This window comes from Sphingopyxis sp. SE2 (assembly GCF_032227185.1).
Taxonomy (GTDB): Bacteria; Pseudomonadota; Alphaproteobacteria; order Sphingomonadales; family Sphingomonadaceae; genus Sphingopyxis.
Genome location: NZ_JAPMXW010000001.1, coordinates 3,134,266 through 3,157,259 on the forward strand (window position 1 = coordinate 3,134,266; position 22,994 = coordinate 3,157,259).

The window sequence follows — 22,994 nt, forward strand, 5'->3', positions numbered from 1 at the left end:
ATCAATCCCTTTCGCTGATGTCGGGTGCGGAGCCGCCGCCGTGGCTATCGCCGCCCTTCAGGGTCTGCGCGCCGACCATCGCGCCCTGCGCGACCGCCTGCCGCTGCCGCATCGCGGTCGCCCAAGCCGGCGGGGTGCCGGCAGCAGGTGCGGGCGCCGCCTTCGCCGCCTGACCCGCGCGGCCGGCCGCAAATTGCTCGCGGGTCCGCTCGGCGGCACGCCGAAGCGGGGACGCCGCTGCGCTCGCCGCCGAGCGCGCGACATTGGCGAGACCCGCGCCGAACGCCTGCGCCCCGCTCTTCCCGGCCGCGCCTGCGGCGTAGGAGGCCGATGCGCTGCCCGCAGTGCGGCTAGCGCCAGCCGCAGCGCCGCGCGCAAAGGTGGCGGCGGCACCGGTAGCCAGCGTCGCACCCGCCGCGCCCGCAGCGAGCGTTGCGCCGGCGGCGACGGCCGTGCCGGCCGCGGCGCCTGCGCCGAGTTGGGGGCCGCCCGCGACGATGCCATTGGCGATCGAAGGACCGAAGATACCGAGACCCAGCAATGTGAGCGCGCCAAGCGCGATCGCCATCACCTGCTCGATGTCGGGCTCGGCGCCAATCTGGGCACCCATGAAGCGATCGAAGAGGGTCGTGCCGATCCCGGTGATGACGGCGAGCACCAGCACCTTGATGCCGGAGGAAACGATATGGCCAAGGACGCGCTCCGCCATGAAGGCGGTGCGGCCGAAAAAGGCGAAGGGGATCAGAACGAAGCCCGCGAGCGTGACAAGCTTGAACTCGAGGATCGTCACGAAGACCTGGACCGCGAGGATGAAGAAGGCGAGGACGACGATCACCCAGGCGATCAGCAGGATCAATATCTGCACGAAGTTGGTGAAGAGCCCGATAGGCCCCAATAGGTCCTTGCTCGCATCGAGAAGCGGCTCCGCGGCATCGAGGCCCGTCGCCGCGACGACGCCCGGGCGCATGAAGTCGCCGATCGCCATGGGGCCGCCGCTTGCCTTCAGCCCGAGACCGGCAAAGCTTTCGAGCATGATCGTCGCCAGGCTCTGGAAATTACCGATGATGAACGCGAAGACGCCGATGTAGAGCGTCTTCTTGACGAGGCGCTGAAGGACATCCTCGTCGGCGCCCCACGCCCAGAACAGCGCGGCGATCGTCACATCGATGACGATGAGCGTCGTCGACAGGAACCCGACTTCGCCGCCGAGCAGCCCGAAGCCGCTGTCGATATAGGTCGAAAAGACCGACAGGAATTGGTCGATCACACCCGTGTCGTTCATCGCTCGCTCCTCCGCTCACCGAAAAACCGGCGCCGCTTCGCTTCCCATGCCGCTTCGCAATCGGCGTCGGCGGTCGTGACGGTCCGGCAGCGGCGAAGCCTATCGTCGGGCGCCGGGTGTGCGTCCGCCCCGGAGACCTGGGGGGCGGACGCACGGGGCGCGGGCGGCAAGGTCGCGGCGACGAGCGCGAGCGTCATGGCGATTCCGCCCAGCACTGCCGCGCCTGCGATCCTGGCCGCCCGGCCCATCTCAATTGCCTTTGAGGAAGCGGCGGAAGCGCTCGCGGCCTTCGGCCTCGGCCGCCGCCGCGCGGGCGGCATCAAGCATCTGCGCCCGCCCCTGCGCGGCGATCGCGGCGGCAAGATCACCGAGTTGCTGCGACTGGAGCGCGAGCAGCTGGTTGCCCGCCTGTGCCGCCTGGAGGGCGCCGGCCGCCGACTGGCTCGCGGCCACCAGCGTCGTAATCGAGCGGCGCGCATCGCCCATATTGCCGACGACGCCCGCCTGAACCTTCATCGCATCCTGGAAAGCACCGACGCTGTCGTTCCAGCGCGCTTCGGCATTGGCGACCATTTCCGCCTGCGTGCCCGTCAGCGCGCCGCCCTTGTAGCGTGCGTCGAACGCCTTCTGGATGTCGCCGACGTCAAAAGCGACCCGCTGCGCTTCGCCGAGCAGGGTGCGGGTCCGGTCGACCTGCCCTTGCAGCTCCTCGATCGTCGAGACCGGCAGGCCCGACAGGTTGCGTGCCTCGTTCGCGAGCGACGTCGCCTGGTTCTGCAGCTGCTTGATCTGATTGTTGATCTGCTCGAGCGTGCGCGCGGCGGTCAGGATGTTCTGCGCGTAATTGCGGGGATCGTGGACGATCCCGCCCACCTGGGCCGCGGCCGGGGCGGGCACGGCCGCTGCCGCGATGCCGCACCCGGCGACAAGCAGCGCGGCCGCGCAATGGAAAATCGGGGTCTTCATGGTCATTCACTCCTTCAGGGTGGAAGATTCGAGATTGGCGAGAAGATCGGCCGCCCAGTCGAGGCGGCGCTCACGCAGCCAGGCGGCGGCAAAGCCATCGCTCCCATGTTCGGCGACGAGTTCGCCGATGCGGATCTGGTCGGTCTTGGAAGACGCGGCGGTGAAGGCGAGCGCGATCTCGCCGAGCCCCAGTTCGAAGAGCCGGTTTCCGCGTCGTGACTGGCAATAATAGTCGCGTTTCGGGGTCGACCGGCTCAATATCTCGATCTGCCGGTCGTTGAGGCCGAAGCGCTCATAGACCCGCGCGATCTGCGGCTCGGCGGCGCGCTCGTTGGGAAGGAAGATACGCGTCGGGCAGCTTTCGATGATCGCCGGCGCGATGCTCGAACTCTCGACATCGGCAAGGCTCTGCGTCGCGAAGATGACGCTCGCATTCTTCTTGCGCAGCGTTTTCAGCCATTCGCGCAGCTGCGCAGCGAAGGCCGGACTGTCGAGGATGAGCCAGCCCTCGTCGATGATGATCAGCGTCGGCGAGCCGTCGAGGCGCTGCCCGATCCGGTGAAAGAGATAGGCGAGCACGGCGGGGGCCGAGGCGGCGCCAACGAGGCCCTCGGTCTCGAGCGCCTGCACCCGCGCGTCGCCGAGGCGTTCGACCTCCGCATCGAGGAGCCGTCCCCAGGGTCCGCCGACCAGATAGGGCGCCAGCGCCTGTTTGAGCTCCTGCGATTGCAGCAGGACCGCGAGCCCGGTCAGTGTCCGCTCCGCGACCGGCGCGGTCGCCAGCGACGTCAGCGCCGACCAGAGATGCTCCTTCGCGGCCGGATCGACCGCGACGCCTTCGCCCGCGAGGAGCGCGGCCAGCCATTCGGCGGCCCACGCGCGTTCGCCCGCCTCGTCGATGCGCGCGAGCGGCTGCAGCGCGACGCCGCCGCCGTCATCCTGCAGGGCGCCGCCCAGATCCTGCCAGTCGCCCCCCATGGCGAGCGTCGCGGCGCGGATCGAGCCGCCGAAGTCGAAGGCGAAAATCTGGCTGCCCTCATAGCGCCGGAACTGCAGCGCCATCAGTGCGAGGAGCACCGACTTGCCGGCGCCCGTCGGGCCGACGACAAGGCTATGGCCGACGTCGCCGACATGAAGAGTGAGGCGGAACGGGGTCGAGCCTTCGGTCTTGCCATAGAGCAAGGGGGCATCACCGAAATGCTCGTCCCGTTCCGCCCCCGCCCACACCGCTGACAAGGGTATGAGGTGGGCGAGATTGAGCGTCGAAATGGGGGGCTGGCGGACATTGGCATAGACATGGCCGGGGAGGCTCCCGAGCCAGGCGTCGACCCCGTTCATGCCCTCGACCGTGCAGGTGAAATCGCGGCCCTGGATGACCTTCTCGGCGAGCCGCAGCTTTTCGGCCGCGATGGCGGGATCCTTGTCCCAGACGGTCAGCGTCGCGGTCACATAGGCGATGCCTGCTTGGTCGGCGCCGAGTTCCTGCAATGCCATATCGGCGTCGGCAGCCTTGTTCGAGGCGTCCGAGTCCATGAGCACCGAGGCCTCGTTGGTCATCACTTCCTTGAGGATCGCGGCGAGCGATTTGCGCTTGGCGAACCACTGCCGCCGGATTTTGGTCAGCAGCTTCGTCGCGTCGGTCTTGTCGAGCATGATCGCGCGCGTCGACCAGCGATAGGCGAAAGCGAGCCGGTTGAGCTCGTCGAGCAGGCCCGGCCAGGTCGCGGTCGGAAAGCCGGTGATCGTCAGCGTGCGGAGATGATGCTCGCCGAGCCGGGGTGCGAGCCCGCCGACGAGCGGCTGGTCGGTCAGCAGCGCGTCGAGATAGACGGGTGTTTCGGGGACGCGGACGCGCTGCCGGTTGGTCGAGACGCAGCTGTGGAGATAGGTCAGTGTCTCGCCGTCGCCCAGCCATTCGGCCTCGGGAACGAAGCCTTCGATCAGATGGAGCAGCCGCCCGCTGCGGTCGACGAAGCCCTTCAGATATTCTTTCGGATCGACTCCCGCCTCCGAGCGCCCCTCATAAAGCCAGGCTGCCGCGCGCGCGGCCTCCTCCGCGGGCGGCATCCAGAGCAGGGTCAGATAATAGAAGCTTTCGAAATGCGCGCCTTCCTCGCGAAACTGTTCGCGGCGCTCGACATCGACCAGCGCCGAGACGGCGTCGGGAAAATCGGAGACCGGATAGGATATCGCGGGAACACGCTGCGCCTCGACGAAGACCGCCCAGCCCGAGCCGAGCCGCCGCAGCGCATTGTTCAGCCGCGCGGTCACCGAGACGAGTTCGGCCGGGGTCGCGCTGTCGAGGTCGGGACCGCGAAAGCGCGCCGTGCGCTGGAAGGAGCCGTCCTTGTTGAGGACGACGCCTTCGGCGACAAGCGCCACCCAGGGAAGATAGTCGGCGAGGGCGGCGGATTTGGTGCGATATTCGGCGAGGCTCATCATGGGCGCATCCAGACAGGAAATTTGAGGTGGCGGCGGGCGACGTCGACGAACTGCGGGTCGTGCCGCGCCGCCCAGACCGAAAGGGCATGGCCGATCGCCCAGAGGGCAAGGCCGGCGATCCAGAGCCGAAGGCCAAGCCCGATCGCGCCGGCGAGCGTGCCGTTGACGATCGCCAGGCTGCGCGGCGCGCCGCCGAGCAGGATCGGCTCGGCGAGCGCGCGGTGGACCGGCGCGAAGAAGCCCGGAATGTCGGCCTCCTGTGCCATCAGACGAGCGCCCCGCCGCCGAAGGAGAAGAAGGAGAGGAAGAAGCTCGATGCCGCGAAGGCGATCGACAGGCCGAAGACGATCTGGACCAGTCGGCGGAAGCCGCCCGAGGTATCGCCGAAGGCAAGGCTCAGGCCGGTGACGATGATGATGATCACCGCGACGATCTTGGCGACCGGACCCTCGATGCTCTCGAGGATCGACTGGAGCGGCGCTTCCCAGGGCATTGACGAGCCGCCGGCATGGGCCGGGACGGCGACGATCATCGCGACGACGATCGCGGTCGAAGTGAGCATGGCGCGGCGGGCACCATGCCGGGCGGCACGGATCATGAGCTTTCTCCTTCTTGTGTGTGCGGGACCAGGCGATATTCGCCGGTGGCGGGATCGAGCCCGTCTACCCGCGCAAGTTCGCACAGGCGCCGGCCAGTCCCATCGCGGACGAGGACGGCAACAAGGTCGATGGTTTCGGCAAGCAGCGCGCGCGGCACGGTGACGACCGCCTCCTGGATGAGCTGCTCCATGCGGCGGAGCGCCCCGAGCGCGCTTCCGGCGTGGATCGTACCGATCCCGCCCGGATGCCCCGTCCCCCAGGCCTTCAGCAGATCGAGCGCTTCGGGGCCGCGGACCTCGCCGATCGGAATGCGATCGGGCCGGAGGCGGAGCGACGAGCGCACGAGGTCGGTGAGCGATGCGACCCCGTCCTTGGTGCGCATGGCGACGACATTGCGCGCGGCGCACTGCAACTCGCGTATATCCTCGATGAGGATGACCCGGTCATCGGTGCCGGCGATCTCGGCGAGCAGCGCGTTGGCGAGCGTCGTCTTGCCGGTTCCGGTGCCGCCGGCGACGAGAATGTTCATCCGCCCGGCGACCGCATGCCGCAGCGCGGCGGCGGCAGCCGGCGCCATGATGCGCGCGCCCACATAGTCGTCGAGTGTGAAAACGGCGGCCGCCGGCTTGCGGATCGCGAAGGCCGGAGCGATCACCACGGGCGGCAGCAGTCCCTCGAACCGTTCGCCGCCGCCGGGCAGTTCGGCCGATACGCGCGGACTCCCGGCATGAACTTCGGCGCCGACATGATGTGCGACGAGGCGGATGATGCGTTCGCCATCGGCCGCGCTCAGCCATGTGCCGCTATCCGAAAGGCCAGCACCCAAGCGGTCGACCCAGAGGCGGCCGTCCGGATTGAGCATGATCTCGACGACTTGCGGGTCGGCAAGCCAGCCGGCGATCGCCGCTCCGAATGCGGTCTGCAACATGCGCGCGCTGCGATTTCGCGCTTCGAGCCGGATCGGTTCTGCAGCCATGAGAGGACCCCGTTTCGCGGCGCCGGACCGGAGTGTCCGTGCGACGGGGCCGAGTAAGAGACGCAGGGATTGCCCCAATTCAACAAGCTTTTGAGCGCGTCGCACCGTGGCGTCGAAAGACAGGCTGTGGCGTAGGCGCCGTCATCGCGGGAGAGCGGCCGCGCCCCCGCGAATCACCCCCGGGGCTTGTGCCGGAGGCAATTTTGACAAGAGTGTGAACATGAGTGATTCGAGGTCGCAGACATTTGAGGACGCCGAACGCTGGGCGCGCCTCACCGACAAGCAGCGGGCCTGCCTCGATCTCCTGATCGAGCGACAGACCTCGAAGCAGATCGCGCGGCAGCTCGGAATCGCCAAGCCCACCGTCGATCTCCGGCTGACCAAGGCGCGCGACATATTGGGGACGGCGAACCGCGACGAGACCGCGATCGTCTATGCCCGTCTCAAACAGACCTATGACCGGATCACATGCGATCCGATCGACCTTCCGCCGCCGCCTGCGCTCGTGCCATCCCACTTCCCGGACGGAGGCCCGGCCGACGCGATGGCGCTGAACGACAGTGTCCTGGCGGCGGACGGGCCGATGGAGGCCAGCCCGCCGTTCAGGGATTTCTGGAGGCATGACCATGCCCGGACGAGGCGAGCGCTGATCATGGCGGCCATGCTGGTCGCACTGGTCCTGCTCATCTTATCGGGGCTCGCCATCGCCCAGGCGCTGACGCGGCTGATCTCCGGCTGATCCCTTTCCCTTGTGCCCAAGCAATCGCCGGATCGCCCCCGCGATCCGGAAAAGGAGAAGTCATGTCCAAAGAAATCAGTTTTGCAGCAGCTCGTCTCGAGCGCGACGTCGCGGCTGCGGAAGGCAGGGTCGACGATGCGCTCATCGCGGTGTCCTCGCTGACGACAAGCGTCGTTACCGCGCGACGCGATACCGTCGGTGTGCCGGCCACCAGCGGTCATGCGACGATCCGGCGGCTCGCGAAGGCGCAGATGGCGCTGGTCGATGTGAGCAGCGACATTCTTCGCGTCCATGGCGATCTCGTGCAAATCGGACGCGAGACGGCGGGCTATGACCTCCATGAATGCCCGTCGATTGCCGGCGCGGTTTCCGAGCCTCTTCCGGCGGCCGCCTGACTCCGATTGACCGGGAGCAGCCAGCATGAAAGGTTCGGACGGTGCGCATGGCATTTTTCCTCGCTTTCTTGCTGGTTGCTCTTGGCTATGCGGCCTGGCGCGGGGGCGGACCCGAACGCGCAATGGCCGCGATCGCGCTGACCATGGTGGGAGCGGACAAGATGCTCCACGCTTTCGTACCGGTCGAATTCGCATCGCTGGACATGGGGCATCTCGCGATCGACCTGTTCGGTGCGAGCGCGACCACCCTGCTCGCGCTTTTTGCGCATCGCTTCTGGCCCATGTGCGTCGCGGTCCTCCATATTCTACCGCTCCTCGCGCACACGAGCCGGATCCTCGATGTGGAGATTCATCCGGCGGCTTATCTGACGATGCAGGTCGCGACCTCGTGGCTGGTTCCGCCGATCCTCATCCTCGCAACCTGGCGGCACCAGCGACGCCTGGCGCGCGGCGACAGCGAGCCGTCCTGGTACATCTCGTCGCGTCGATCGATCCCGAGAACAGCCAATCGGTAGCCGAAACGCTACTTGCCGAGTTCCATAGTCTCGATCGCATCTGGTCGCGGTCACCCGAGGCGCTCGCGCGGGTCCTCGGGGAAAAGAGTCCGGTCATAGGCCTTCTGCTTGCCGCGCGCGAGGCCGGCCTCGAAGCCATGCGCGCCGAATTGCTCGGTCGCGTGATCGAACCCTCCAGCCCGAAATTGATCGAATATCTCAAGGCCTCGATGGGGGCGCTGCCCGAGGAAATTCTTCGCGTGCTGTTTCTGGACGCGTCGCGCCGACTCATCGCCGACGAGCAAATGCAGCATGGCTCGGTTCGGCAGCTGACACTTTATCCCCGCACGATTTTCCGGCGCGCGCTCGAACTGGACGCGGCGGCTATCCTGCTGGTCCATAATCATCCAAGCGGTGACCCGGCCCCGAGCGACAGCGATATTCGCGTCACCGACCTCCTGCGGGGCATCGGCCGGGCGCTCGACGTCGAACTCATCGACCATATTATCGTCACCCAGCGCGAGCACCATAGGCTGGCCGCCGGCAAAGCTCCGCCGAGGGGAAGACCGGGACCGCCGTTGACCCTCGGGGACGGGCATCGCGACGAGACGCAGAAAGAGATTGCCGACCTCGCACTCGCCAATGCGCGGCGGACCTTGCGGCGGCGGTTGCTGCGCAAACAGCTTCTGGGCAACGATGAATTATTCGGCGAGCCGGCGTGGGACATGCTCATCGACCTCTTCATTCATGAAGGCGAGGCGAAGCCGGTGTCGACGAGCAGCCTCGGCATCGCCTCGGGGCTGGGGATGAGCAGCGCGCTGAGGCTGGTCCAGCGGCTCTGCGACGCCGAGCTCCTGGTCCGCACGTCGGATCCCGCCGACGGACGGCGAAACTTCATCCAGCTGGCGCCCGAAGTCGCCCACCGGCTTACCGCCTATTTCGCGGCCGGCGAGGAATGAGTGCCGGGCTGTGTGCCCAGCGATACTTCCTCCTGGAACTTCGGCCCAAGTTCCATCCGGCGCGCGAGCGTATCGACGAACGCCTCCCACCGTTTCTTGCCGGTGGCCTGCGCCGCCTGCAGCGCCGCATCGGGGAGCGGCGGATTGTTCGTCAGCCAGGATCGGATGAACAGCGCGGCGGTCTCGTTCGACAGCTCGATATGCCATTCGAGCCGATCGATCTGCCGCGACAGGCGGTCGAGGCGCCGGGCGAGCACCGCCTCGAGCCGCTCCTCCTGATCGGGTGTGAGCAAGGATGCAAGGGCGGCTTCGACAATATCGGTTCGCGTCATGCGCCGGCTGCGCGCCCGTTCGTCGAGCTCGCGGCAAAGCGCGGCATCGAGGCGGAAGGTCCGTTTGACCGCGGGCTTTTTCACAGGTCGATTCCATCGCCCGGATCGAGCGATGCGTTGCGCGCATTGCGCCGCATCGCCCGGTCCATGGCGCGCCGGTCGCGCGCCGCGTTACCTCCCTCGCCGCCGCGGTCGAAATCGAACTCGTTGACCTCGGGCACAGGTTCGGGTGCCACATTCTCATGATCGGCGAGGCCCGGCTCCCGCCGGATCCCCGAATTGGCCCCCTCCTCCGCCGCAGCGCCCCTGGCCGGCGCCGCCGCCTTCGGGTCGCCGTCCTCCGCTGGCGATGCCCGGCGTCCGGCAGGCCCGGGTCCGGGAAGCAGAAGGACGGGCGCCGGCGCCTGCGGCCGCGGCGTCCAGTCGTCGTCCGCCCGTTTCGACGTCCGGGCAGGTGTCGGCGGTGCGAGAATGCGGCTCGTGAACCGGGGGTCGACATAATAGCGTGCCTTCGCAGCCCGGATCGGCGGCACCCCGGCGGCCATCACGATCTGCTCGCCTGGCGGCAGTTGCATCACCTCGCCCGGCGTGAGCAAGGCGCGGGCGGTTTCGGTGCGCGAGACCATGAGATGACCGAGCCAGGGCGAGAGGCGGTGGCCGGCATAATTTTTCATCGCACGCATTTCGGTCGCAGTCCCGAGCGCATCCGAAATACGCTTGGCGGTCCGCTCGTCGTTGGTCGCGAAACTCACCCGGACATGGCAATTGTCGAGGATCGCATTATTCTGCCCATAGGCCTTTTCGATCTGGTTGAGCGACTGGGCGATCAGGAAGGCCTTGATCCCGTATCCCGCCATGAAGGCGAGCGCGCTTTCGAAGAAATCGAGGCGGCCCAGCGCCGGAAACTCGTCGAGCATCAGGAGCAGGCGCCGCGGCCGCGCGCCGGGATTGAGATCCTCGGTGAGCCGCCGTCCGATCTGGTTGAGGATCAGGCGAATGAGCGGCTTCGTCCGGCTGATGTCGCCGGGCGGCACGACGAGATAGAGCGAGGTCGGACGGTCCCCCGCCATCAGATCGGCAATCCGCCATTCGGAGCGGCCCGTCACCGCCGCGATGACGGGGTCGCGATAGAGGCCGAGGAAGGACATGGCGGTCGAGAGCACCCCCGAGCGTTCATTGTCCGACTTGTTCAGCAATTCCTGCGCGGCCGCGGCGACGACGGGATGCACGCCCTTGTCCCCCAGATGCCGGGTCGTCTGCATGCGGCGCAGCGTCGAGACGATCGGTCGCCGCGGATTGGAGAGAAAGGCGGCGACACCGGCGAGCGACTTGTCTTCCTCGGCGTATAGCACGTGCAGGATCGCGCCGACGAGCAGCGCATGGCTCGTCTTCTCCCAATGGTTGCGCTTCTCGAGACTGCCTTCGGGGTCGACGAGCACGTCGGCGACATTCTGGACATCGCGCACTTCCCATTCACCGCGGCGCACTTCGAGCAGGGGATTATAGGCTGAGGATTTGGCATTGGTCGGATCGAAGAGCAGCACGCGGCCGTGCAGCGCGCGAAAGCCCGCGGTCAGCTGCCAATTCTCGCCCTTGATGTCATGGACGATGCAGCTTCCCGGCCAGGTGAGCAAAGTGGGCACGACGAGCCCCACGCCCTTGCCCGACCGTGTCGGCGCGAAGCAGAGAATATGCTCGGCGCCGTCATGCCTAAGATAGTCGCTACCGAACCGGCCGAGCACGACCCCTTCGCCCCCGAGCATCCCGGCAGCGCGTATCTCGCGCCGGCCCGCCCATCGCGCCGAACCATAGGTCTCGGCCTTCCGCCGTTCGCGGGCGCGCCATACCGACATGGCGATCGCCACGATGATGGCAGCGAACCCGCCCGACGCGGCGATCAGCGCGCCCTTATAGAAGATCGGCGGCGCATAGGCGTCGAAGGCGAACCACCACCAGAAGAAGGCCGGCGGCGGATAGACGGGATAATCGCCAAGGCGGAACCAGGGCTCGCCGAGCTCGGGCTGGAAGGCGAGCGCCGCCGCCGTCCATTGCGTCGCGCCCCAGACCGCAAGGAGGACGATCAGAAACACGGCCGTTATCTGGCCCCAGAGAATCCTGTCGTTCACGCTCGCCTCCCATGATGGATGCCCGGCCTCACAGCCCGATGCCCCTGCCGCGCCCGAGCGCCCAGTCGACGGTGCCGCCGGGCGTCATCGTCCCGGTGACATGCTGGCCAAGATGTTTGTCGAGCGCCGGGCGCCAGGGAACGAGCTGGAAACCGAGCCCGTCGTCGATCATCGCGAAACGGCCCGAAGACAAAGTGACGCGTTCGCGGTAGATGCCGCTTACATGGTCATCGGCTCCCGAGGGCCTGTGCGCGAGGCCGGTGCGCTCGGCGATCGAGCGGAACGCCGCGTCGAGGTCGCGCGCGTTCAAGGTCTCGATGAGACCCTGCGCGAGAATGACGCGCTGACCCTGGCGGCTCGCCAGTCCCTGCTCGGCGAGGTGGCGCGACCGCGCATCCATCGCATCGCGAATTTCGCGTCCGAAGCCTTGATGGCTCGCCGCCGGCTCGCGGGCGACGAGTTGACGGTCGAGCCAGGTCGCGCCGGGTGCGGTCACTTGCGCATCGAGCGGCAGGTCCGATCGCGTCACGAGCGACTGCCGCATCTGCCCCTTCGCGTCGGCCCAGGACCGAAGCTCGACGATGGCACCGGGCCGCGCGTCGCCGGTCATCTCCATGTCGCCGAACCGCAGATGATGCGTGCGCCCATCGGCGCCGTCGACAATCGCATAGGCGCTGCCGGCGAGTTCGTCGTGAAGCCCGCGATCGATGAGGCGGCCGATGACCGGATCGGTCGGCACATCGTCGTGGAGAGCAAGCACCGACGGGTCGAAGCGGCCGCCGTCGCGGGTCAATGCCCGGTGCATGGTCTTGATGATGTCGCCGCGAACCGAGAGGTCGCGCAGCACGGCCTCGGCATCGCCGCGCATGACCCAGATGCCGGACTCGATCTGCTCGGCAAGACCGAGCGCCTCGAGCTTCGCCGCCCGGCCAAGCAGCTGCCGATGAAGATGCCCATCGGCCTGACCGTCCGGCCGGAGATCGATCTCGCCTGCCCCCTCGGCGGCTATCCGCTCGAGCGTCCGGTCGAGGCCCGTCCAGCGCTCGGCGTCGACCTCGCGCGCGAGCGCATCGGCGATGTCGCGCGCGCTGCGCGGCCCGAGCTCGAGCGTGGCGATGTCCTCGGCGCGCCAGCGCAGCCCTTCGCTCATATAGCCGCGGTCGACGACGAGATCTTTGCCGTCGTCCGCGACGCCGCGGACGAGGATATGGATGTGCGGATTGTCGGTGTTCCAATGATCGACCGCGATCCAGTCGAGCCGCGTCTCGAGATCCTTTGCCATGTCGGCCATGAGGTCGCGGGTGAAGCGCCTGAGGTCGTCGATCTCCCCGGCATCTTCCGGACTGACGATGAAACGGAAATGATGACGATCGTCCTCGCAGCGCGATGCGAAGCCGGCGCGGTCGGCTGCGTCCCCCTCCGCGTCGAACATCGATGCGTCGCGGCCGTCGCGGGTGACGCCGTCGCGTTCGAGATATTGGATATGACGCGCGAGCGGCGCCGAGCGGAAGCGCTGCCCCTTGTGGCGCACGATCCGCGCCTTGACGACGACCCGGCGGCCGTCGGCACGGAAGCGCACCCGCGCGAGCGCGCGGCGGCCGCGGCCATGATGCCCGGTGCCGCCGCCCGACCCCGGCGGACGGCGCGCGAAACCCTTGCGCGCCATGGAGTGGCGCACCTGCCCCGCGAGGCTCCGCCCCCGGCGCGACGCCTCGGCCCGCGGTCCCGCCCCTTCCCGGCCGGACCTTGAACTCACCGTCTTCACCTGTTCATCGCGGCCTGCCATATTACAAGCCACTGAATTTTCTTGGTAATATTCGCCATCATATGGCCAGGCAATTGCGAGCCATATGAATTTTCCGCTGATTTACGCCCCTCATCGACCAAGTGGCTGGCAGCCCTTTTATCTCGCCATACTTCCCTTCCATCCCGGCCAATCCCGCCCTTCCTTGCCGGCTTTACCCGACAAGGCGCAGACAAACGCGGCGGAGCGAAGAAGGTCTTCATCGACGGTCCTTACCGGAAAGCGGGACGAAGAGCGGATGCCGCCCGGCGCCGGTGGCTGGCGCAGCGGCCGTCGGACTATCCGGCAGACTGTTCGAGTCCGGGACGGCCGGCGCGTGGTCTTCGACGACAAAGGCGTTATCGCCCCGCGCGGCAAAGAGTGTCGACCGCTGCCAGCCCGGCGCGGCCGAAGGCGGCGCGGCGGCGCGCGAAGCAATGCCGGATGCGCCAAGCTCGGGCGCGATCCGCGCGACATAGGCGCGCGTTTCGGCAGGCAGTCCGCGCCGTCCGGACGCAAAAGCGTCGGCGCGGCCCGGTCCCGCATTATAGGCGGCGAGCATCAGCGGCACATCGCGGTAGCGATCCCACATCGCGCGCAGATAAGCGGCACCCGCAAGGATGTTCGAGCGCACATCGAACGGGTCCGCGCCCAAGCCGTGGCGCGCCGACAACATCGCCCAGGTCGCGGGCATGATCTGCATGAGCCCCATCGCGCCGGCGTGCGAGACGGCGCGTGCGTTGCCCCGGCTTTCGGCGTGCATGACGCGCCAGATCCAGCGTTCGGGGATACCGAAACGCTGCGACGCCTCGGCGACCGATGCCGCATAGGGATGGACATCGGCGCGCACCGCCGGCGCGGCGATGGCAGCGGATGCGCCGCCGAAGGGCGCGCCGAGTGCGCAGCCGATCGCCGCGCAGCGCAGCGCGAGCGCAATGGCGGTGCAGGACGATCGCGGCCCGTATGCCATGGTCTAGCTCCGCTCGCGCGCCGACGGGCGCGACCAGAGCAGATGATGTTCGCCCTCGTTTTGCGACGCGCGGAGCAGGTTCGCGCGCAGCGGAACCGCGAAGGCGGGGTCGTCGATCTGCACGGCGATGAACGCTCCGGCGCGCTCGCCGGTGCGATTCCAGCCCGCACCGATTTCGATTCCGCTTGCAGCGTCGCCGAGGAGCAGCCGCCATTCGGGGGCATTTTCAGCCGCCGATGGCTGCACCCGAACGATGACGATGTCGGCATCGCAAGTGAGCGTGCGCAGGCGGCCGGCATAGCCGTCGCCGCGCTTTTCGAAAGTTCCGATAAGCATCGATATCACTCCATTTCGCTACGGGGAAAAGCAAGATCGCGGCCCGAAGGGCGCCAGCGCAGCGGCGCGCCCGGGGCGTCGCGGGTCAGGATCGGGTGCGCCGTTCCGAGCAGGCCGCTGGTCGGAAGCGGCCCGAAATATCGTCCGTCGAGACTGTCCCGCGCCGCATTGATCAGGAAGATCTCGCGGGGCTGCACGATGCGGCAGCCGAGCCAGGCCGGCAGCGGCCGGCCGGCCCGGTCGCGCGCCAGCGCGCGGGCGACGGCCCGGCCGTCGACGGTCACGAAGACGCCCGAGCGACAGACCCGCGCGCCGGGGAGCGCAGCGACACGCTTGAGAAGCGGCACGCCGCGAGGCAGGTAATTGCGCCGCGCCATGTAATCGGCGAGATCAGTCGGCGGCGCGATCGCGACCCAATCGCCCACCACGGGCGCGGCGCCGGGATCGATGCGATAAAGGCCAACCGGCGCGCTGTGGCTCGCATTCCACAGCAGGCGCGGCGCCGGCGCGAAGCCGGCTGAAAGACCGAGCAGCGTCACGGCGGCAGCGACAATATGGAGGTAGCGGCGGTTCACGATTCGATCGCCCGGCGGCGTAGCCATGCCGCATGGCGCTCTGCGCTATAGGGACGAAAGGGCAGGCCGGCGGCGAGACGGTCGGCGACATGACGCCAGTGATCGGGCGACGCATCGCACGGATCGACCCCGGCGGCCTCGACCGCATCGACCGCTTCGAGCACCCGCGACACCTTCGGCCAGCTCTCGATGCTGAGCAGAATTTCGCCGCCGGGCCGGACGAACGGTAGCGCCGTATGGGGCTCGCCGACAGCGACCGCGGTGACGATCTGGATACTCGAGTGGATGGTCCCGAAGTCGTTCGACGACCAGCGCAAATAGGCGAAGGTCGCTCCCGGACGAAACATGACGATGCGCTTGCGGCGGCTGACGATCCGCTCGGCGGCGACGCGGCCAAAGCGGATCCATTGCTCGGTGCGGCCTTCGATCCAGGTCAGTTCGACCTCGGTCAGCGGCATGCGCGCCTCTGCCGTGCTCGCCGCCGCGATGCCGTCGCGCGGCATCATCGGCGCACCGGCCGCGCCGGATGGACGGTGCCCTTGCCCGGATCGGAGGTCGAAGAGCGGCGACCGATCTCGGCCCAGGCGTCGAGATCCTCGATCCCATAGACGACGCGTCCGCCAAGCTTGCGATAGGCGGGCCCGGTCCCGTAGCAGCGATGCTTCTCGAGCGTCCGGGCCGACAGCCCGAGGTGCAGGGCAGCGTCGGGCGTTCTGAGATAGCGCGGGCCAAGGGCGGGCAAGGGGGGATTCATTCGCGTGCTCCTTCCAGCCGCCGGGCCGAAAAAGCCGGTGCGGCGGGTCGTGGAGCGTGGTGGCGCGAAGAGGAGCGGGAGCCGGAGCGGCTAAAGTTCAGGGCAATTTTTGTCGCCCCGCAGGACCGGCGAGCAGTGCCCGATAACCGCCCTGCATCAAGGCGCGTGCTTCCTCGATCAGCCGCTGCGTCCGCCTTCGCTCGGGCGAGGACTTCCATTCGGCGCCGCGGCCGACCGACAGGCGGGAGTAGATGATGAGGCGCGCGACATCGTGAGAGGTGACGCCGGCGCCGCCCAGTCCCTGCAGCAGATCGAGAATGGCGAGCATCATGCCGAGGCGGCGCGCCTGATAGGCGGTCGGCAAGAAACCGGCAGGCGGCGGGCCGGGCGCATCGCCGAGCCATCGATCGAACCGCGCAGCCGCCTCGTGACGCAGGCCGACCAGCGAATCGCGCAGGACCAGGTTCGCAAGCGGGACGCCGGGCCCGTCGGTGCGTAGCCACAGGCGGTGCCATGCCCGGTCGTCGGCGAAGACGAAGTGCCGGCCATCTTCCAGGCGGCGATCGGCGACGACAAGATGGGGCGGCGGAACCGCAAAGGCTTCAGCCGCCGGGCATCCCGGCGGCGCCACGTCGAGGATGTTCGTGTAACCGCAGATCGCCGCCGACCAGAGCGCAGGACTTTCGCGCGCCGAGCGGAACGGCGGGCATGGGAAAGCAAAGACCCCAGCGCCGGGCCATCGCCTCCCGCGCGGCACCATCGCCGCGGCGCCCGCCGGTCATAACGCAGTCATAGTCGCGGACATAAGCAGGATTGCGGCGCAGAAACTCCTGAGCGAAGCCCGGAAAATCGAGCGGCGCCCGCTGCGTCACCTGTAATCGGGTCGTGCCTGCCACCGCCACCTCCATTGGGATGACGGCAGCATCGCGATCGGATGGGATGGGCCTATTCCCACATCGCGGAAGGCCGATCCCCAGAAATGGGTATCCCGCCCGGCTGCTGCCGGGCGGGATACGGGGGCGCTCAATCGCCGCCGCGGCGGGCCTGGCGGTTCCAGACCAGATCATGTTCCTCGCCTTCGCCGGCGAAAAGCTGGGCGAAGATGGGGGCGGCAAACGTCGGATCGTCGAGCTTGACCGACAGATAGGGGCGCTTGTCCTGCGTCTTCTTCTCCCAGGCGGCGCCGACTTCGGCCTCGCCGATGAAGACGCGGTGGCTGGGGGCGTTGCCGCTCGGATTGTCTTCCGGAACGATGCGAACCGATTTCGCCTGCACCGAGAGAGTGACGATCTGTCCCCGATATTCGCCGGAAACCTTCTTGAACGTGCCGATCCTGGCCATGATGCTTGTCCTTTCCTTGGGCTCGGGCCGCACCAGCGCGGCCTCGATGCGCATCGGCGGTCAGCAAGGGGCCGGTGCCGCAGCCATCAGGCCCGCAGCGCAGCGGAGGACGGACACGGGCCGTCTTTCTTGTCTCGCGAGGAACGGCGGCACGCCGGGGGAAGAAAGTCGGTCATGGCCGTTGCGGCGTTCCGGACCAGCGCAGCGACTTGCTGACAGATGGCGCATTCCGAGAGGCCGTGCTGGCGTGGCCAGCGACCGGAAAGCGCAGAATGGCCGGGCCGTCCTCGACGAAGAAACACCGGCGGGTCCGGATATCGCGCTATCGAACGGTCGGCGCATCTCGCATCGCGCCCATCGACGACCGGTCTGCCGCCAGCGACCGCCAACTCGCGCAGGCCGTCGCGACCCCGACAAGAATCGCGAGACAAGTTCGCCAACCGCCGTCGATATCGAGAAGGTCCGCCAGCGCCGTTCCCGCTCCCAAACCCGCAGCGCCCGCCGGAGCCATGAAATGCAATCCGATCAGGAGCCGGATGCTTGCGGAGGTGGTTCGAGCGAACAGCCACCGCCCCGCCAGATGGAACCCGATGCCGGTAAGCAGTCCCATCGCAAGTGCTGCGGCCAGTCCATAGCCTTGATCGCGAAGGAGGAGGAAGGCGCAAAGGCCGAGGCAGACGGTCAAGGCCAAGGACGCCAGCCGGAACAGCAGCCGGATCAGATAGAGTGCGGCGATACCGCCGAGGATGATCATCAGCGTCATGGGCGTCGCCCCGTTGGGCGCGCCGACCACGACCTCGACGGCGTGATATGCCCGCCTGTCTCCACAGCAATCGGGCCAGGACAGTGCCGCGAGCGGCGCTGCCCCGGACCGGGATGGGCGCGATCAGCGGCCGAAGGGGTCATATTCGCATACGATCATGTCGGGATCGCCGTCGAACTCGTCGAGCGGCATTACCGAATAGCCTTTGGTGGTTTCGATGAGGACGATGATGGTCATCATCGTGCGGGCAAGGTTCCAGCCGAGCGATTGGGCGGTGGAAAGCGGCATGGGTCAAGCTCCTGTCGTTGGGAGCGGGCCATTCCCGCTCGACAGTCGCCCCGCCGGTCGGGGACAGGCCGCAATCACCGCGAGCGAAGCTGCGGCCGCACGCGGAGCGTAGCGGACCCTTTACGGGTTGATTGAAGGAGGCCTGGCCTCGCACCCAGGGATCAGCGGCATTCGAGCGGGGATGGCCCGTTCCCCGTGGGCAGCGCCATGCCGAACCTGACAAGCCATGCGGAATTTCCCACAGTATGACTTACAAAAACGTCACAATACCAATTAAGGCTTACGTGTAAGCCATCACCTTGACTTTTGTGCCGATTGCAGCCTAGAAGGCCGAAAGGATGGTCGATGGCCGACGAGACGATAAAAAGGATCCCGCGCAGCTATTCGCGCTACACCCGCGAGGCGGTGCGCCTGCTTGGCGGGCTCATTCGCGCCCGGCGGATCGAACGGCGGCTGAGCGTCGAAGACCTCGCGACGCGCAGCGGCGTGTCGCGCGACATGATGCGCCGTATCGAGCAGGGCGACCCGCGCTGCGCCATCGGCCTCGTCTTCGAGGCGGCAGCAATCGTCGGGGTCGCGCTGTTCGACAGCGACCGGGACCGTCTCGCTGGACATCTCGCCGAGCAGGAAACGAAGCTGCGCCTGCTTCCCAAGGCCGTTCACAAGCCGCGATCCGAGGTGAAGGATGACTTCTGACGTCGCGCCTGCCGGCGAAGCCTTCGTCTGGATATGGCTGCCCGGGGCAACCGAGCCGGTCGTCGCGGGCAGGCTCGCGCGCGCGAGCGATAGCCGGCTCACCTTCAACTATGGCCAAAGCTATCTGGCCCGCGCGGATGCCATCGCGATCTACGAGCCCGAATTGCCGCTGCGCGCCGGCCTGATCGAGGCGGCGAGCAAGATGCAGTTGCCAAGCGCGATCCGCGACGGATCGCCCGACGCGTGGGGCCGGCGCGTCATCATCAACCGGATCGGCGGGCGCGACGAAGGCGAGCTGGCTCCCGCCGAGCTGGACGAGTTGACCTATCTCCTCGAATCCGGCTCCGACCGGATCGGCATGCTCGATTTCCAGGCGTCGGCCACCGATTATGTACCGCGCCAGCGGCAGAATGCGACGCTCGCCGAGCTGATGGAGTCGGCCGAGCGCGTCGAGCGGGGCGTGCCGCTCACGCCCGAACTCGACCAGGCGCTGCAACATGGCACATCGCTTGGCGGCGCGCGTCCCAAGGCGCTGATCGACGATGGCGCGCGAAAATATATCGCCAAATTTTCGGCGGCAGCCGACATCTACAATGTCGTGAAAGCCGAATATGTCGCGATGCGCCTCGCAGCGCGCGCGGGCCTCGATGTCGCGCCGGTCAAGCTTGCGCGCGCGCTCGGCAAGGATGTGTTGCTCGTCGAGCGCTTCGACCGCGCGCCCAAGGAGGACGATTGGACCCGGCGCGGCGTGGTGTCGGCGCTCACCCTCCTTGCTCTCGACGAGACCGAGGCGCGCTATGCGAGCTATGAGGATCTCGCGACCGTGATCCGTCACCGGTTCGTCGATCCCGCCGCGACGCTCGCCGAACTTTACGCGCGCATCATATTCAACATTCTGTGCGGAAATACCGACGATCATGCGCGCAACCATGCCGCCTTCTGGGACGGCCGGACGCTGGGGCTGACGCCGGCCTATGACATCTGCCCGCAAGGCCGCACCGGCGGCGAGGCGACGCAGGCGATGCTCATCCTCGGCAACCGGCGGTTCAGCCAATTGTCGCTGTGCCTCGAGGCCGCGCCCGTCTTTCACCTCGACGATGCGCGCGCCCGCGCCATCATCGCGGGTCAGCAGGCCGCGATCGAGGCCCATTGGGACGCAGTGTGCGACGAAGCGGCGCTCGGCGGTGCCGAGCGCGCGTTCCTTTGGCGGCGGCAGTTCCTCAACCCGTTCGCCTTCGAGGGTTTTGCAGCCGCCCCGAACTGACCGAGATCCCTGCGCACAAGATGCAGTGGCGCAAAGCCGACCGGCCCCGCTCGAAAGCGGGACCGGTACGGGCTGTCACGACGGCGGGTTCCAGATGATGACCTTCTTCATCGGATCGTCGCCCGGCGCATTGGCGATATTGCCGTAGATGGTGCCGAACTCGGGTGCCGAAAGCGACACCGACACATATTCGGCGCCGGTGTTCTGCGAGAAGCGCTTCCAGCCGGCGCCGAGTTCGAAGCCGTTCTTGCGGCTGACGATGCGGTAATCGGGCTCGCTGTCCTTGGCTTTGCGACCATTCGGGACGATCGCGATCGGCGCGGTGACGTTGAGCGTGGCGAGCGTGCCTTCGAAGCTGCCGTCCGCCTTGACGGTGAGATTTGCGATGGTGGCCATGATTAAGTCTCCTGGGTTGTCGGGGCCTATCCCCGATGGCGCCCCACCAAGGGGCCGGGAGCCGCCGTCACCGGAGCGCGAGCGAAGGGCGAACCCCCGCAGGGGGTTGACGGTATGAGGCGATCCGAGGCCCATAGAAAAGCGCCCTAGAGGGGGTGGACGATCGACCGGGAGGCTTGCTGCCGCCGTCATTCATCGGCTATTGGACAAGGGCACTTGTGGCACCGCGCGCCACCTGTCTTTCCGCCACGACGATCCGCTGCAAGGTCGGTAGCGCCTTGAAAGCGGCGGGCGCGTTTAAGGGGTCAGAGCTTGTCCTGACTCATTGTTGCCGGGATTGGGGATGCCGCCATGGGCAAATATGATGCGCTTGGGACCTTTTTGCGAAGGTGGAAAGTCCGCAACGACGCCCCGGGTGTCGAACTGAGCTTTGCCCAGATCGAGAGCATCGTCCGCGGCTTGTTGCCGCGCGCTGCGGCCGACCCGCAATGGTGGTGCATGAACGAGCGGGCCGAGCCTCCCCACCGACGGGCTTGGCGCGAAGCAGGCTTCGATGCGATCGCCGACATGGCGGCCGAGCGTGTCTATTTTCAGCGGCGACAAAGCCCAGTCCGGAGCCTGACCTCGAACGATACCACGTCCGGCTAGGCTCTGCCCTTGTCTCAGCCCGTCGAAACTGACATCTTGCCCTCGGTGCAATTATACCCTACCCCACTATACTATGGGTCATCTGAAAGATAATACCGAGCTTGTCGCGAGGGTCAGGCGCATTGCCGGACAAGTGACCTCTGTCGAGAAAGCGCTGGCATCCGACGCGCCATGCGCGACGGTTCTACATCGCGTCGCCGCTGTTCGCGGCGCGGTGAATGGGCTGCTGGACGAAATCATCGCCCAGCACCTCACCGCGCACGTTGCTGCGGATGGGCTTTCCCACGAGGAGCGCGCGGCTGGCGCAGACGACCTGCTTGCCGTCATCCGTCGATATTCCAAATAGGCGAGACCGCATGACTGCTTCGACAAACGCCGAATATCCGGCACATGATCACGTCTTTTTGGGCGCAGCTCACGATCGAAACGCCCAGCGAACGCTCTGGGTAGTCGGCCTTACGGCCGTGATGATGATCGCCGAAATCATTGCCGGTTACGTCACCGGCTCGATGGCCCTTCTCGCCGATGGCTTCCACATGGCGACCCATGCCGGTGCTCTCGGCCTTGCGGCGGCCGCCTATAGCTATGCCAAAAAGCACCGCAATAATCCCAAATTCAGTTTCGGCACCGGAAAGGTCGGCGACCTGACCGGCTTCGCATCGGCGCTGATTCTCGGCATTTTCGCGCTCGGTATCGCGAGCGAATCCGTCACCCGATTGATCGACCCGGTGCGCGTCGATTTCGGCAATGCCGCGCTGGTTGCGGTACTGGGCCTCCTGGTCAACATCGTGAGCGCGCTACTGCTGATGGGAGGTTCCGATCACCATCATCACCACCATCATCATCACGAACATGCGCACCCTGCGGACGATCATCATCACGCCGGTCACGATCATGGTCACGGCCACGACAATAATCTGCGCTCGGCCTATATGCATGTCCTTGCCGACGCACTGACGTCGGTTCTCGCGATCGCGGCCCTTCTCGCAGGGCGGTATCTTGGCCTCCATTGGATGGACCCTGCGATGGGGATCGTCGGCGCGGTCGTGATCGCTCGCTGGTCCTGGTCCTTGATGCGCGACACGGCCGCCGTTCTGCTCGATCGAACCAATGAGCGAATGGATAAGGCGATCCGCGACCGGGTCGGAAAATTCGGAGACGTTCGTCTCACGGACCTTCATGTGTGGCGTGTGGGGCCGGAGGCCAGTGCGGCGATTGTCGAAGTCGAGGGGGCGATCGATTCAGCCGATCTTCGGCGCGAACTGATCCATATCCGCGGGATCGCCCATCTCACGATCGGGGTGCATGAACCCCGGCACAGCGCATGAGGTCGTCGGCAGGACAGTCGAAGGAAGCGCGATCCCTGGCGCTTCGCTTGTCAACGCTGGGGCGCGCAGTTACACGCGGGCGCATGCCGAAGCCGCGTTCCTCTCTGCCGGACCGTCTTATCCTGTCACTCTGCGCTTTGCTCATGGCGCTCTATGCGGCCACGATCCCTGCCAAGGCAGCGAATCAACTTCAGCATGCGCCGTCCTTCATGATGGCGCACGATCATAAGGACGCCGCCGACGTCTCCGTCGATGTCATTCATGACAGTGTCGATCACCATGCCGTTCATCATGACGGTGCGCCCGATGGCGATGAAGAACCGGGCGACCCGGCCTCGGGCGGCCATCATCATCATGGCGATAATGGTCCAAATCTGCTCGTTCCCGATGCGGCAACGGCCCCGACGATTCTATCGTCTTCCCGTTTGCAAGTGGCCGAAAAGGACCGGCATGTTGCCGGCCTGCGATCCATCGGACCCGAACGCCCGCCCAGAACCGCCTCGCTGAACGCCTGAGTTCCCGCGCCGTCTGAGAAGGCGTGG

32 protein-coding genes and 1 pseudogene are annotated in these 22,994 nt (G+C 67.0%); 10 read left to right on the top strand and 23 right to left on the bottom strand.

Annotated elements, in window-relative coordinates; translation table 11 throughout:
* Position 1: 1 nt before the first annotated feature.
* Genes trbL through trbB form a run of 7 tightly spaced genes read right to left on the bottom strand, consistent with a single transcriptional unit; the run spans position 2 to position 6,265 of the window.
* On the bottom strand, positions 2-1,282 hold the full coding sequence (gene trbL / locus OVY29_RS14945; protein ID WP_313911654.1) for a P-type conjugative transfer protein TrbL: 1,281 nt from the start codon (positions 1,280-1,282) through the stop codon (positions 2-4).
* Complete coding sequence (gene trbK-alt / locus OVY29_RS24720) at positions 1,279-1,602, bottom strand: putative entry exclusion protein TrbK-alt (protein ID WP_409581483.1); 324 nt, start codon at positions 1,600-1,602, stop codon at positions 1,279-1,281. The genes trbL and trbK-alt overlap by 4 nt, the downstream gene beginning before the upstream one ends.
* A complete protein-coding gene (trbJ, locus tag OVY29_RS14950; protein ID WP_313911655.1) occupies positions 1,532-2,248 on the bottom strand; it encodes a P-type conjugative transfer protein TrbJ in 717 nt (238 codons plus the stop codon). Before trbJ ends, trbK-alt begins: the two co-directional genes overlap by 71 nt.
* 6 nt (positions 2,249-2,254) lie before the next feature.
* Positions 2,255-4,690, bottom strand: a complete 2,436-nt coding sequence (gene trbE, locus OVY29_RS14955) for a conjugal transfer protein TrbE (RefSeq protein WP_313911656.1) — start codon at positions 4,688-4,690, stop codon at positions 2,255-2,257.
* The gene (locus tag OVY29_RS14960) at positions 4,687-4,956 is read right to left on the bottom strand and encodes a VirB3 family type IV secretion system protein (protein ID WP_053555699.1); all 270 of its coding nucleotides are present in this window, start codon (positions 4,954-4,956) and stop codon (positions 4,687-4,689) included. Before OVY29_RS14960 ends, trbE begins: the two co-directional genes overlap by 4 nt.
* Entirely contained in the window at positions 4,956-5,252 is a 297-nt protein-coding gene (locus OVY29_RS14965) for a TrbC/VirB2 family protein (RefSeq protein WP_405053473.1), read from the bottom strand. Before OVY29_RS14965 ends, OVY29_RS14960 begins: the two co-directional genes overlap by 1 nt.
* Before the next feature lie 32 nt (positions 5,253-5,284).
* Positions 5,285-6,265: a P-type conjugative transfer ATPase TrbB gene (gene trbB / locus OVY29_RS14970; RefSeq protein ID WP_137890088.1), complete on the bottom strand. Its 981-nt coding sequence runs from the start codon at positions 6,263-6,265 to the stop codon at positions 5,285-5,287.
* 220 nt (positions 6,266-6,485) lie between these two features.
* On the opposite strand from trbB, the gene OVY29_RS14975 reads away from it, so the two are divergent.
* The 5 genes and pseudogenes from OVY29_RS14975 (at position 6,486) to OVY29_RS14995 (ending at position 8,852) form a co-directional block, all read left to right on the top strand.
* A complete protein-coding gene (locus tag OVY29_RS14975) occupies positions 6,486-7,004 on the top strand; it encodes a LuxR C-terminal-related transcriptional regulator (protein ID WP_137890087.1) in 519 nt (172 codons plus the stop codon).
* Positions 7,005-7,066: 62 nt separating this feature from the next.
* Complete coding sequence (locus OVY29_RS14980; protein WP_137890086.1) at positions 7,067-7,399, top strand: hypothetical protein; 333 nt, start codon at positions 7,067-7,069, stop codon at positions 7,397-7,399.
* 47 nt (positions 7,400-7,446) lie between these two features.
* Positions 7,447-7,914, top strand: a complete 468-nt coding sequence (locus OVY29_RS14985) for a hypothetical protein (protein ID WP_310256050.1) — start codon at positions 7,447-7,449, stop codon at positions 7,912-7,914.
* 209 nt (positions 7,915-8,123) lie between these two features.
* A pseudogene (locus tag OVY29_RS24725) lies at positions 8,124-8,363 on the top strand (JAB domain-containing protein); the annotation flags it as partial.
* A 108-nt stretch (positions 8,364-8,471) separates the two neighbouring features.
* Positions 8,472-8,852, top strand: coding sequence for a MarR family transcriptional regulator (locus OVY29_RS14995; RefSeq protein WP_313911658.1), 381 nt, complete (start codon positions 8,472-8,474; stop codon positions 8,850-8,852).
* On the opposite strand, the gene OVY29_RS15000 is transcribed toward OVY29_RS14995, so the two are convergent.
* From OVY29_RS15000 to OVY29_RS15065, 14 genes are all read right to left on the bottom strand, one after another.
* Positions 8,828-9,268: a ribbon-helix-helix protein, CopG family gene (locus tag OVY29_RS15000; RefSeq protein WP_137890084.1), complete on the bottom strand. Its 441-nt coding sequence runs from the start codon at positions 9,266-9,268 to the stop codon at positions 8,828-8,830. The two genes, OVY29_RS14995 and OVY29_RS15000, sit on opposite strands and share 25 nt — an antisense overlap.
* Complete coding sequence (locus tag OVY29_RS15005) at positions 9,265-11,310, bottom strand: conjugal transfer protein TraG (RefSeq protein ID WP_137890083.1); 2,046 nt, start codon at positions 11,308-11,310, stop codon at positions 9,265-9,267. Before OVY29_RS15005 ends, OVY29_RS15000 begins: the two co-directional genes overlap by 4 nt.
* Before the next feature lie 28 nt (positions 11,311-11,338).
* Positions 11,339-12,976: a relaxase/mobilization nuclease domain-containing protein gene (locus tag OVY29_RS15010; protein ID WP_313911659.1), complete on the bottom strand. Its 1,638-nt coding sequence runs from the start codon at positions 12,974-12,976 to the stop codon at positions 11,339-11,341.
* Between the two features lie 95 nt (positions 12,977-13,071).
* Complete coding sequence (locus OVY29_RS15015; protein WP_313911660.1) at positions 13,072-13,317, bottom strand: hypothetical protein; 246 nt, start codon at positions 13,315-13,317, stop codon at positions 13,072-13,074.
* Positions 13,314-14,063, bottom strand: coding sequence for a lytic transglycosylase domain-containing protein (locus OVY29_RS15020; RefSeq protein WP_313911661.1), 750 nt, complete (start codon positions 14,061-14,063; stop codon positions 13,314-13,316). Before OVY29_RS15020 ends, OVY29_RS15015 begins: the two co-directional genes overlap by 4 nt.
* Positions 14,064-14,066: 3 nt before the next feature.
* Positions 14,067-14,399, bottom strand: a complete 333-nt coding sequence (locus OVY29_RS15025) for a DUF736 domain-containing protein (protein ID WP_137893452.1) — start codon at positions 14,397-14,399, stop codon at positions 14,067-14,069.
* Positions 14,400-14,404: 5 nt separating this feature from the next.
* Positions 14,405-14,977 (bottom strand): S26 family signal peptidase, encoded by a 573-nt coding sequence (locus tag OVY29_RS15030; protein ID WP_409581484.1) that lies wholly within the window; start codon positions 14,975-14,977, stop codon positions 14,405-14,407.
* Positions 14,971-15,480, bottom strand: a complete 510-nt coding sequence (locus tag OVY29_RS15035; protein ID WP_137893456.1) for a DUF2840 domain-containing protein — start codon at positions 15,478-15,480, stop codon at positions 14,971-14,973. The genes OVY29_RS15030 and OVY29_RS15035 overlap by 7 nt, the downstream gene beginning before the upstream one ends.
* Positions 15,477-15,728, bottom strand: a complete 252-nt coding sequence (locus OVY29_RS15040) for a helix-turn-helix transcriptional regulator (RefSeq protein WP_053555711.1) — start codon at positions 15,726-15,728, stop codon at positions 15,477-15,479. The genes OVY29_RS15035 and OVY29_RS15040 overlap by 4 nt, the downstream gene beginning before the upstream one ends.
* 97 nt (positions 15,729-15,825) lie before the next feature.
* Positions 15,826-16,359, bottom strand: coding sequence for a DUF2285 domain-containing protein (locus OVY29_RS15045; protein ID WP_313911663.1), 534 nt, complete (start codon positions 16,357-16,359; stop codon positions 15,826-15,828).
* On the bottom strand, positions 16,331-16,624 hold the full coding sequence (locus OVY29_RS15050; RefSeq protein ID WP_313911664.1) for a transcriptional regulator domain-containing protein: 294 nt from the start codon (positions 16,622-16,624) through the stop codon (positions 16,331-16,333). The genes OVY29_RS15045 and OVY29_RS15050 overlap by 29 nt, the downstream gene beginning before the upstream one ends.
* A 127-nt stretch (positions 16,625-16,751) precedes the next feature.
* Positions 16,752-17,069 carry a DUF736 domain-containing protein gene (locus OVY29_RS15055; protein WP_137893458.1) on the bottom strand — a complete coding sequence of 106 codons (318 nt, stop codon included), beginning with the start codon at positions 17,067-17,069 and terminating at the stop codon, positions 16,752-16,754.
* Between the two features lie 322 nt (positions 17,070-17,391).
* Positions 17,392-17,832: a hypothetical protein gene (locus tag OVY29_RS15060; RefSeq protein WP_313911665.1), complete on the bottom strand. Its 441-nt coding sequence runs from the start codon at positions 17,830-17,832 to the stop codon at positions 17,392-17,394.
* A 123-nt stretch (positions 17,833-17,955) separates the two neighbouring features.
* On the bottom strand, positions 17,956-18,120 hold the full coding sequence (locus tag OVY29_RS15065; protein ID WP_171013818.1) for a hypothetical protein: 165 nt from the start codon (positions 18,118-18,120) through the stop codon (positions 17,956-17,958).
* 345 nt (positions 18,121-18,465) lie between these two features.
* Here OVY29_RS15065 and OVY29_RS15070 point away from each other — a divergent pair, with 345 nt between their 5' ends.
* Positions 18,466-18,816 (top strand): helix-turn-helix domain-containing protein, encoded by a 351-nt coding sequence (locus OVY29_RS15070; protein ID WP_313911667.1) that lies wholly within the window; start codon positions 18,466-18,468, stop codon positions 18,814-18,816.
* The gene (locus OVY29_RS15075) at positions 18,806-20,080 is read left to right on the top strand and encodes a HipA domain-containing protein (RefSeq protein WP_313911668.1); all 1,275 of its coding nucleotides are present in this window, start codon (positions 18,806-18,808) and stop codon (positions 20,078-20,080) included. Before OVY29_RS15070 ends, OVY29_RS15075 begins: the two co-directional genes overlap by 11 nt.
* Before the next feature lie 75 nt (positions 20,081-20,155).
* Here OVY29_RS15075 and OVY29_RS15080 read toward each other — a convergent pair whose 3' ends face one another.
* Together OVY29_RS15080 and OVY29_RS15085 are read right to left on the bottom strand one after the other, a co-directional pair.
* Entirely contained in the window at positions 20,156-20,476 is a 321-nt protein-coding gene (locus OVY29_RS15080; RefSeq protein ID WP_053555716.1) for a DUF736 domain-containing protein, read from the bottom strand.
* Between the two features lie 297 nt (positions 20,477-20,773).
* Complete coding sequence (locus OVY29_RS15085; protein ID WP_313911669.1) at positions 20,774-21,079, bottom strand: hypothetical protein; 306 nt, start codon at positions 21,077-21,079, stop codon at positions 20,774-20,776.
* Between the two features lie 118 nt (positions 21,080-21,197).
* Between OVY29_RS15085 and OVY29_RS15090 the strand changes: the two genes are divergently transcribed.
* From OVY29_RS15090 to OVY29_RS15100, 3 genes are all read left to right on the top strand, one after another.
* Positions 21,198-21,470 carry a metal/formaldehyde-sensitive transcriptional repressor gene (locus OVY29_RS15090; protein ID WP_313911670.1) on the top strand — a complete coding sequence of 91 codons (273 nt, stop codon included), beginning with the start codon at positions 21,198-21,200 and terminating at the stop codon, positions 21,468-21,470.
* Between the two features lie 10 nt (positions 21,471-21,480).
* Positions 21,481-22,452: a CDF family Co(II)/Ni(II) efflux transporter DmeF gene (gene dmeF, locus OVY29_RS15095; protein ID WP_313911671.1), complete on the top strand. Its 972-nt coding sequence runs from the start codon at positions 21,481-21,483 to the stop codon at positions 22,450-22,452.
* Between the two features lie 143 nt (positions 22,453-22,595).
* Positions 22,596-22,967, top strand: a complete 372-nt coding sequence (locus OVY29_RS15100; RefSeq protein ID WP_313911672.1) for a hypothetical protein — start codon at positions 22,596-22,598, stop codon at positions 22,965-22,967.
* Positions 22,968-22,994 lie beyond the last annotated feature (27 nt).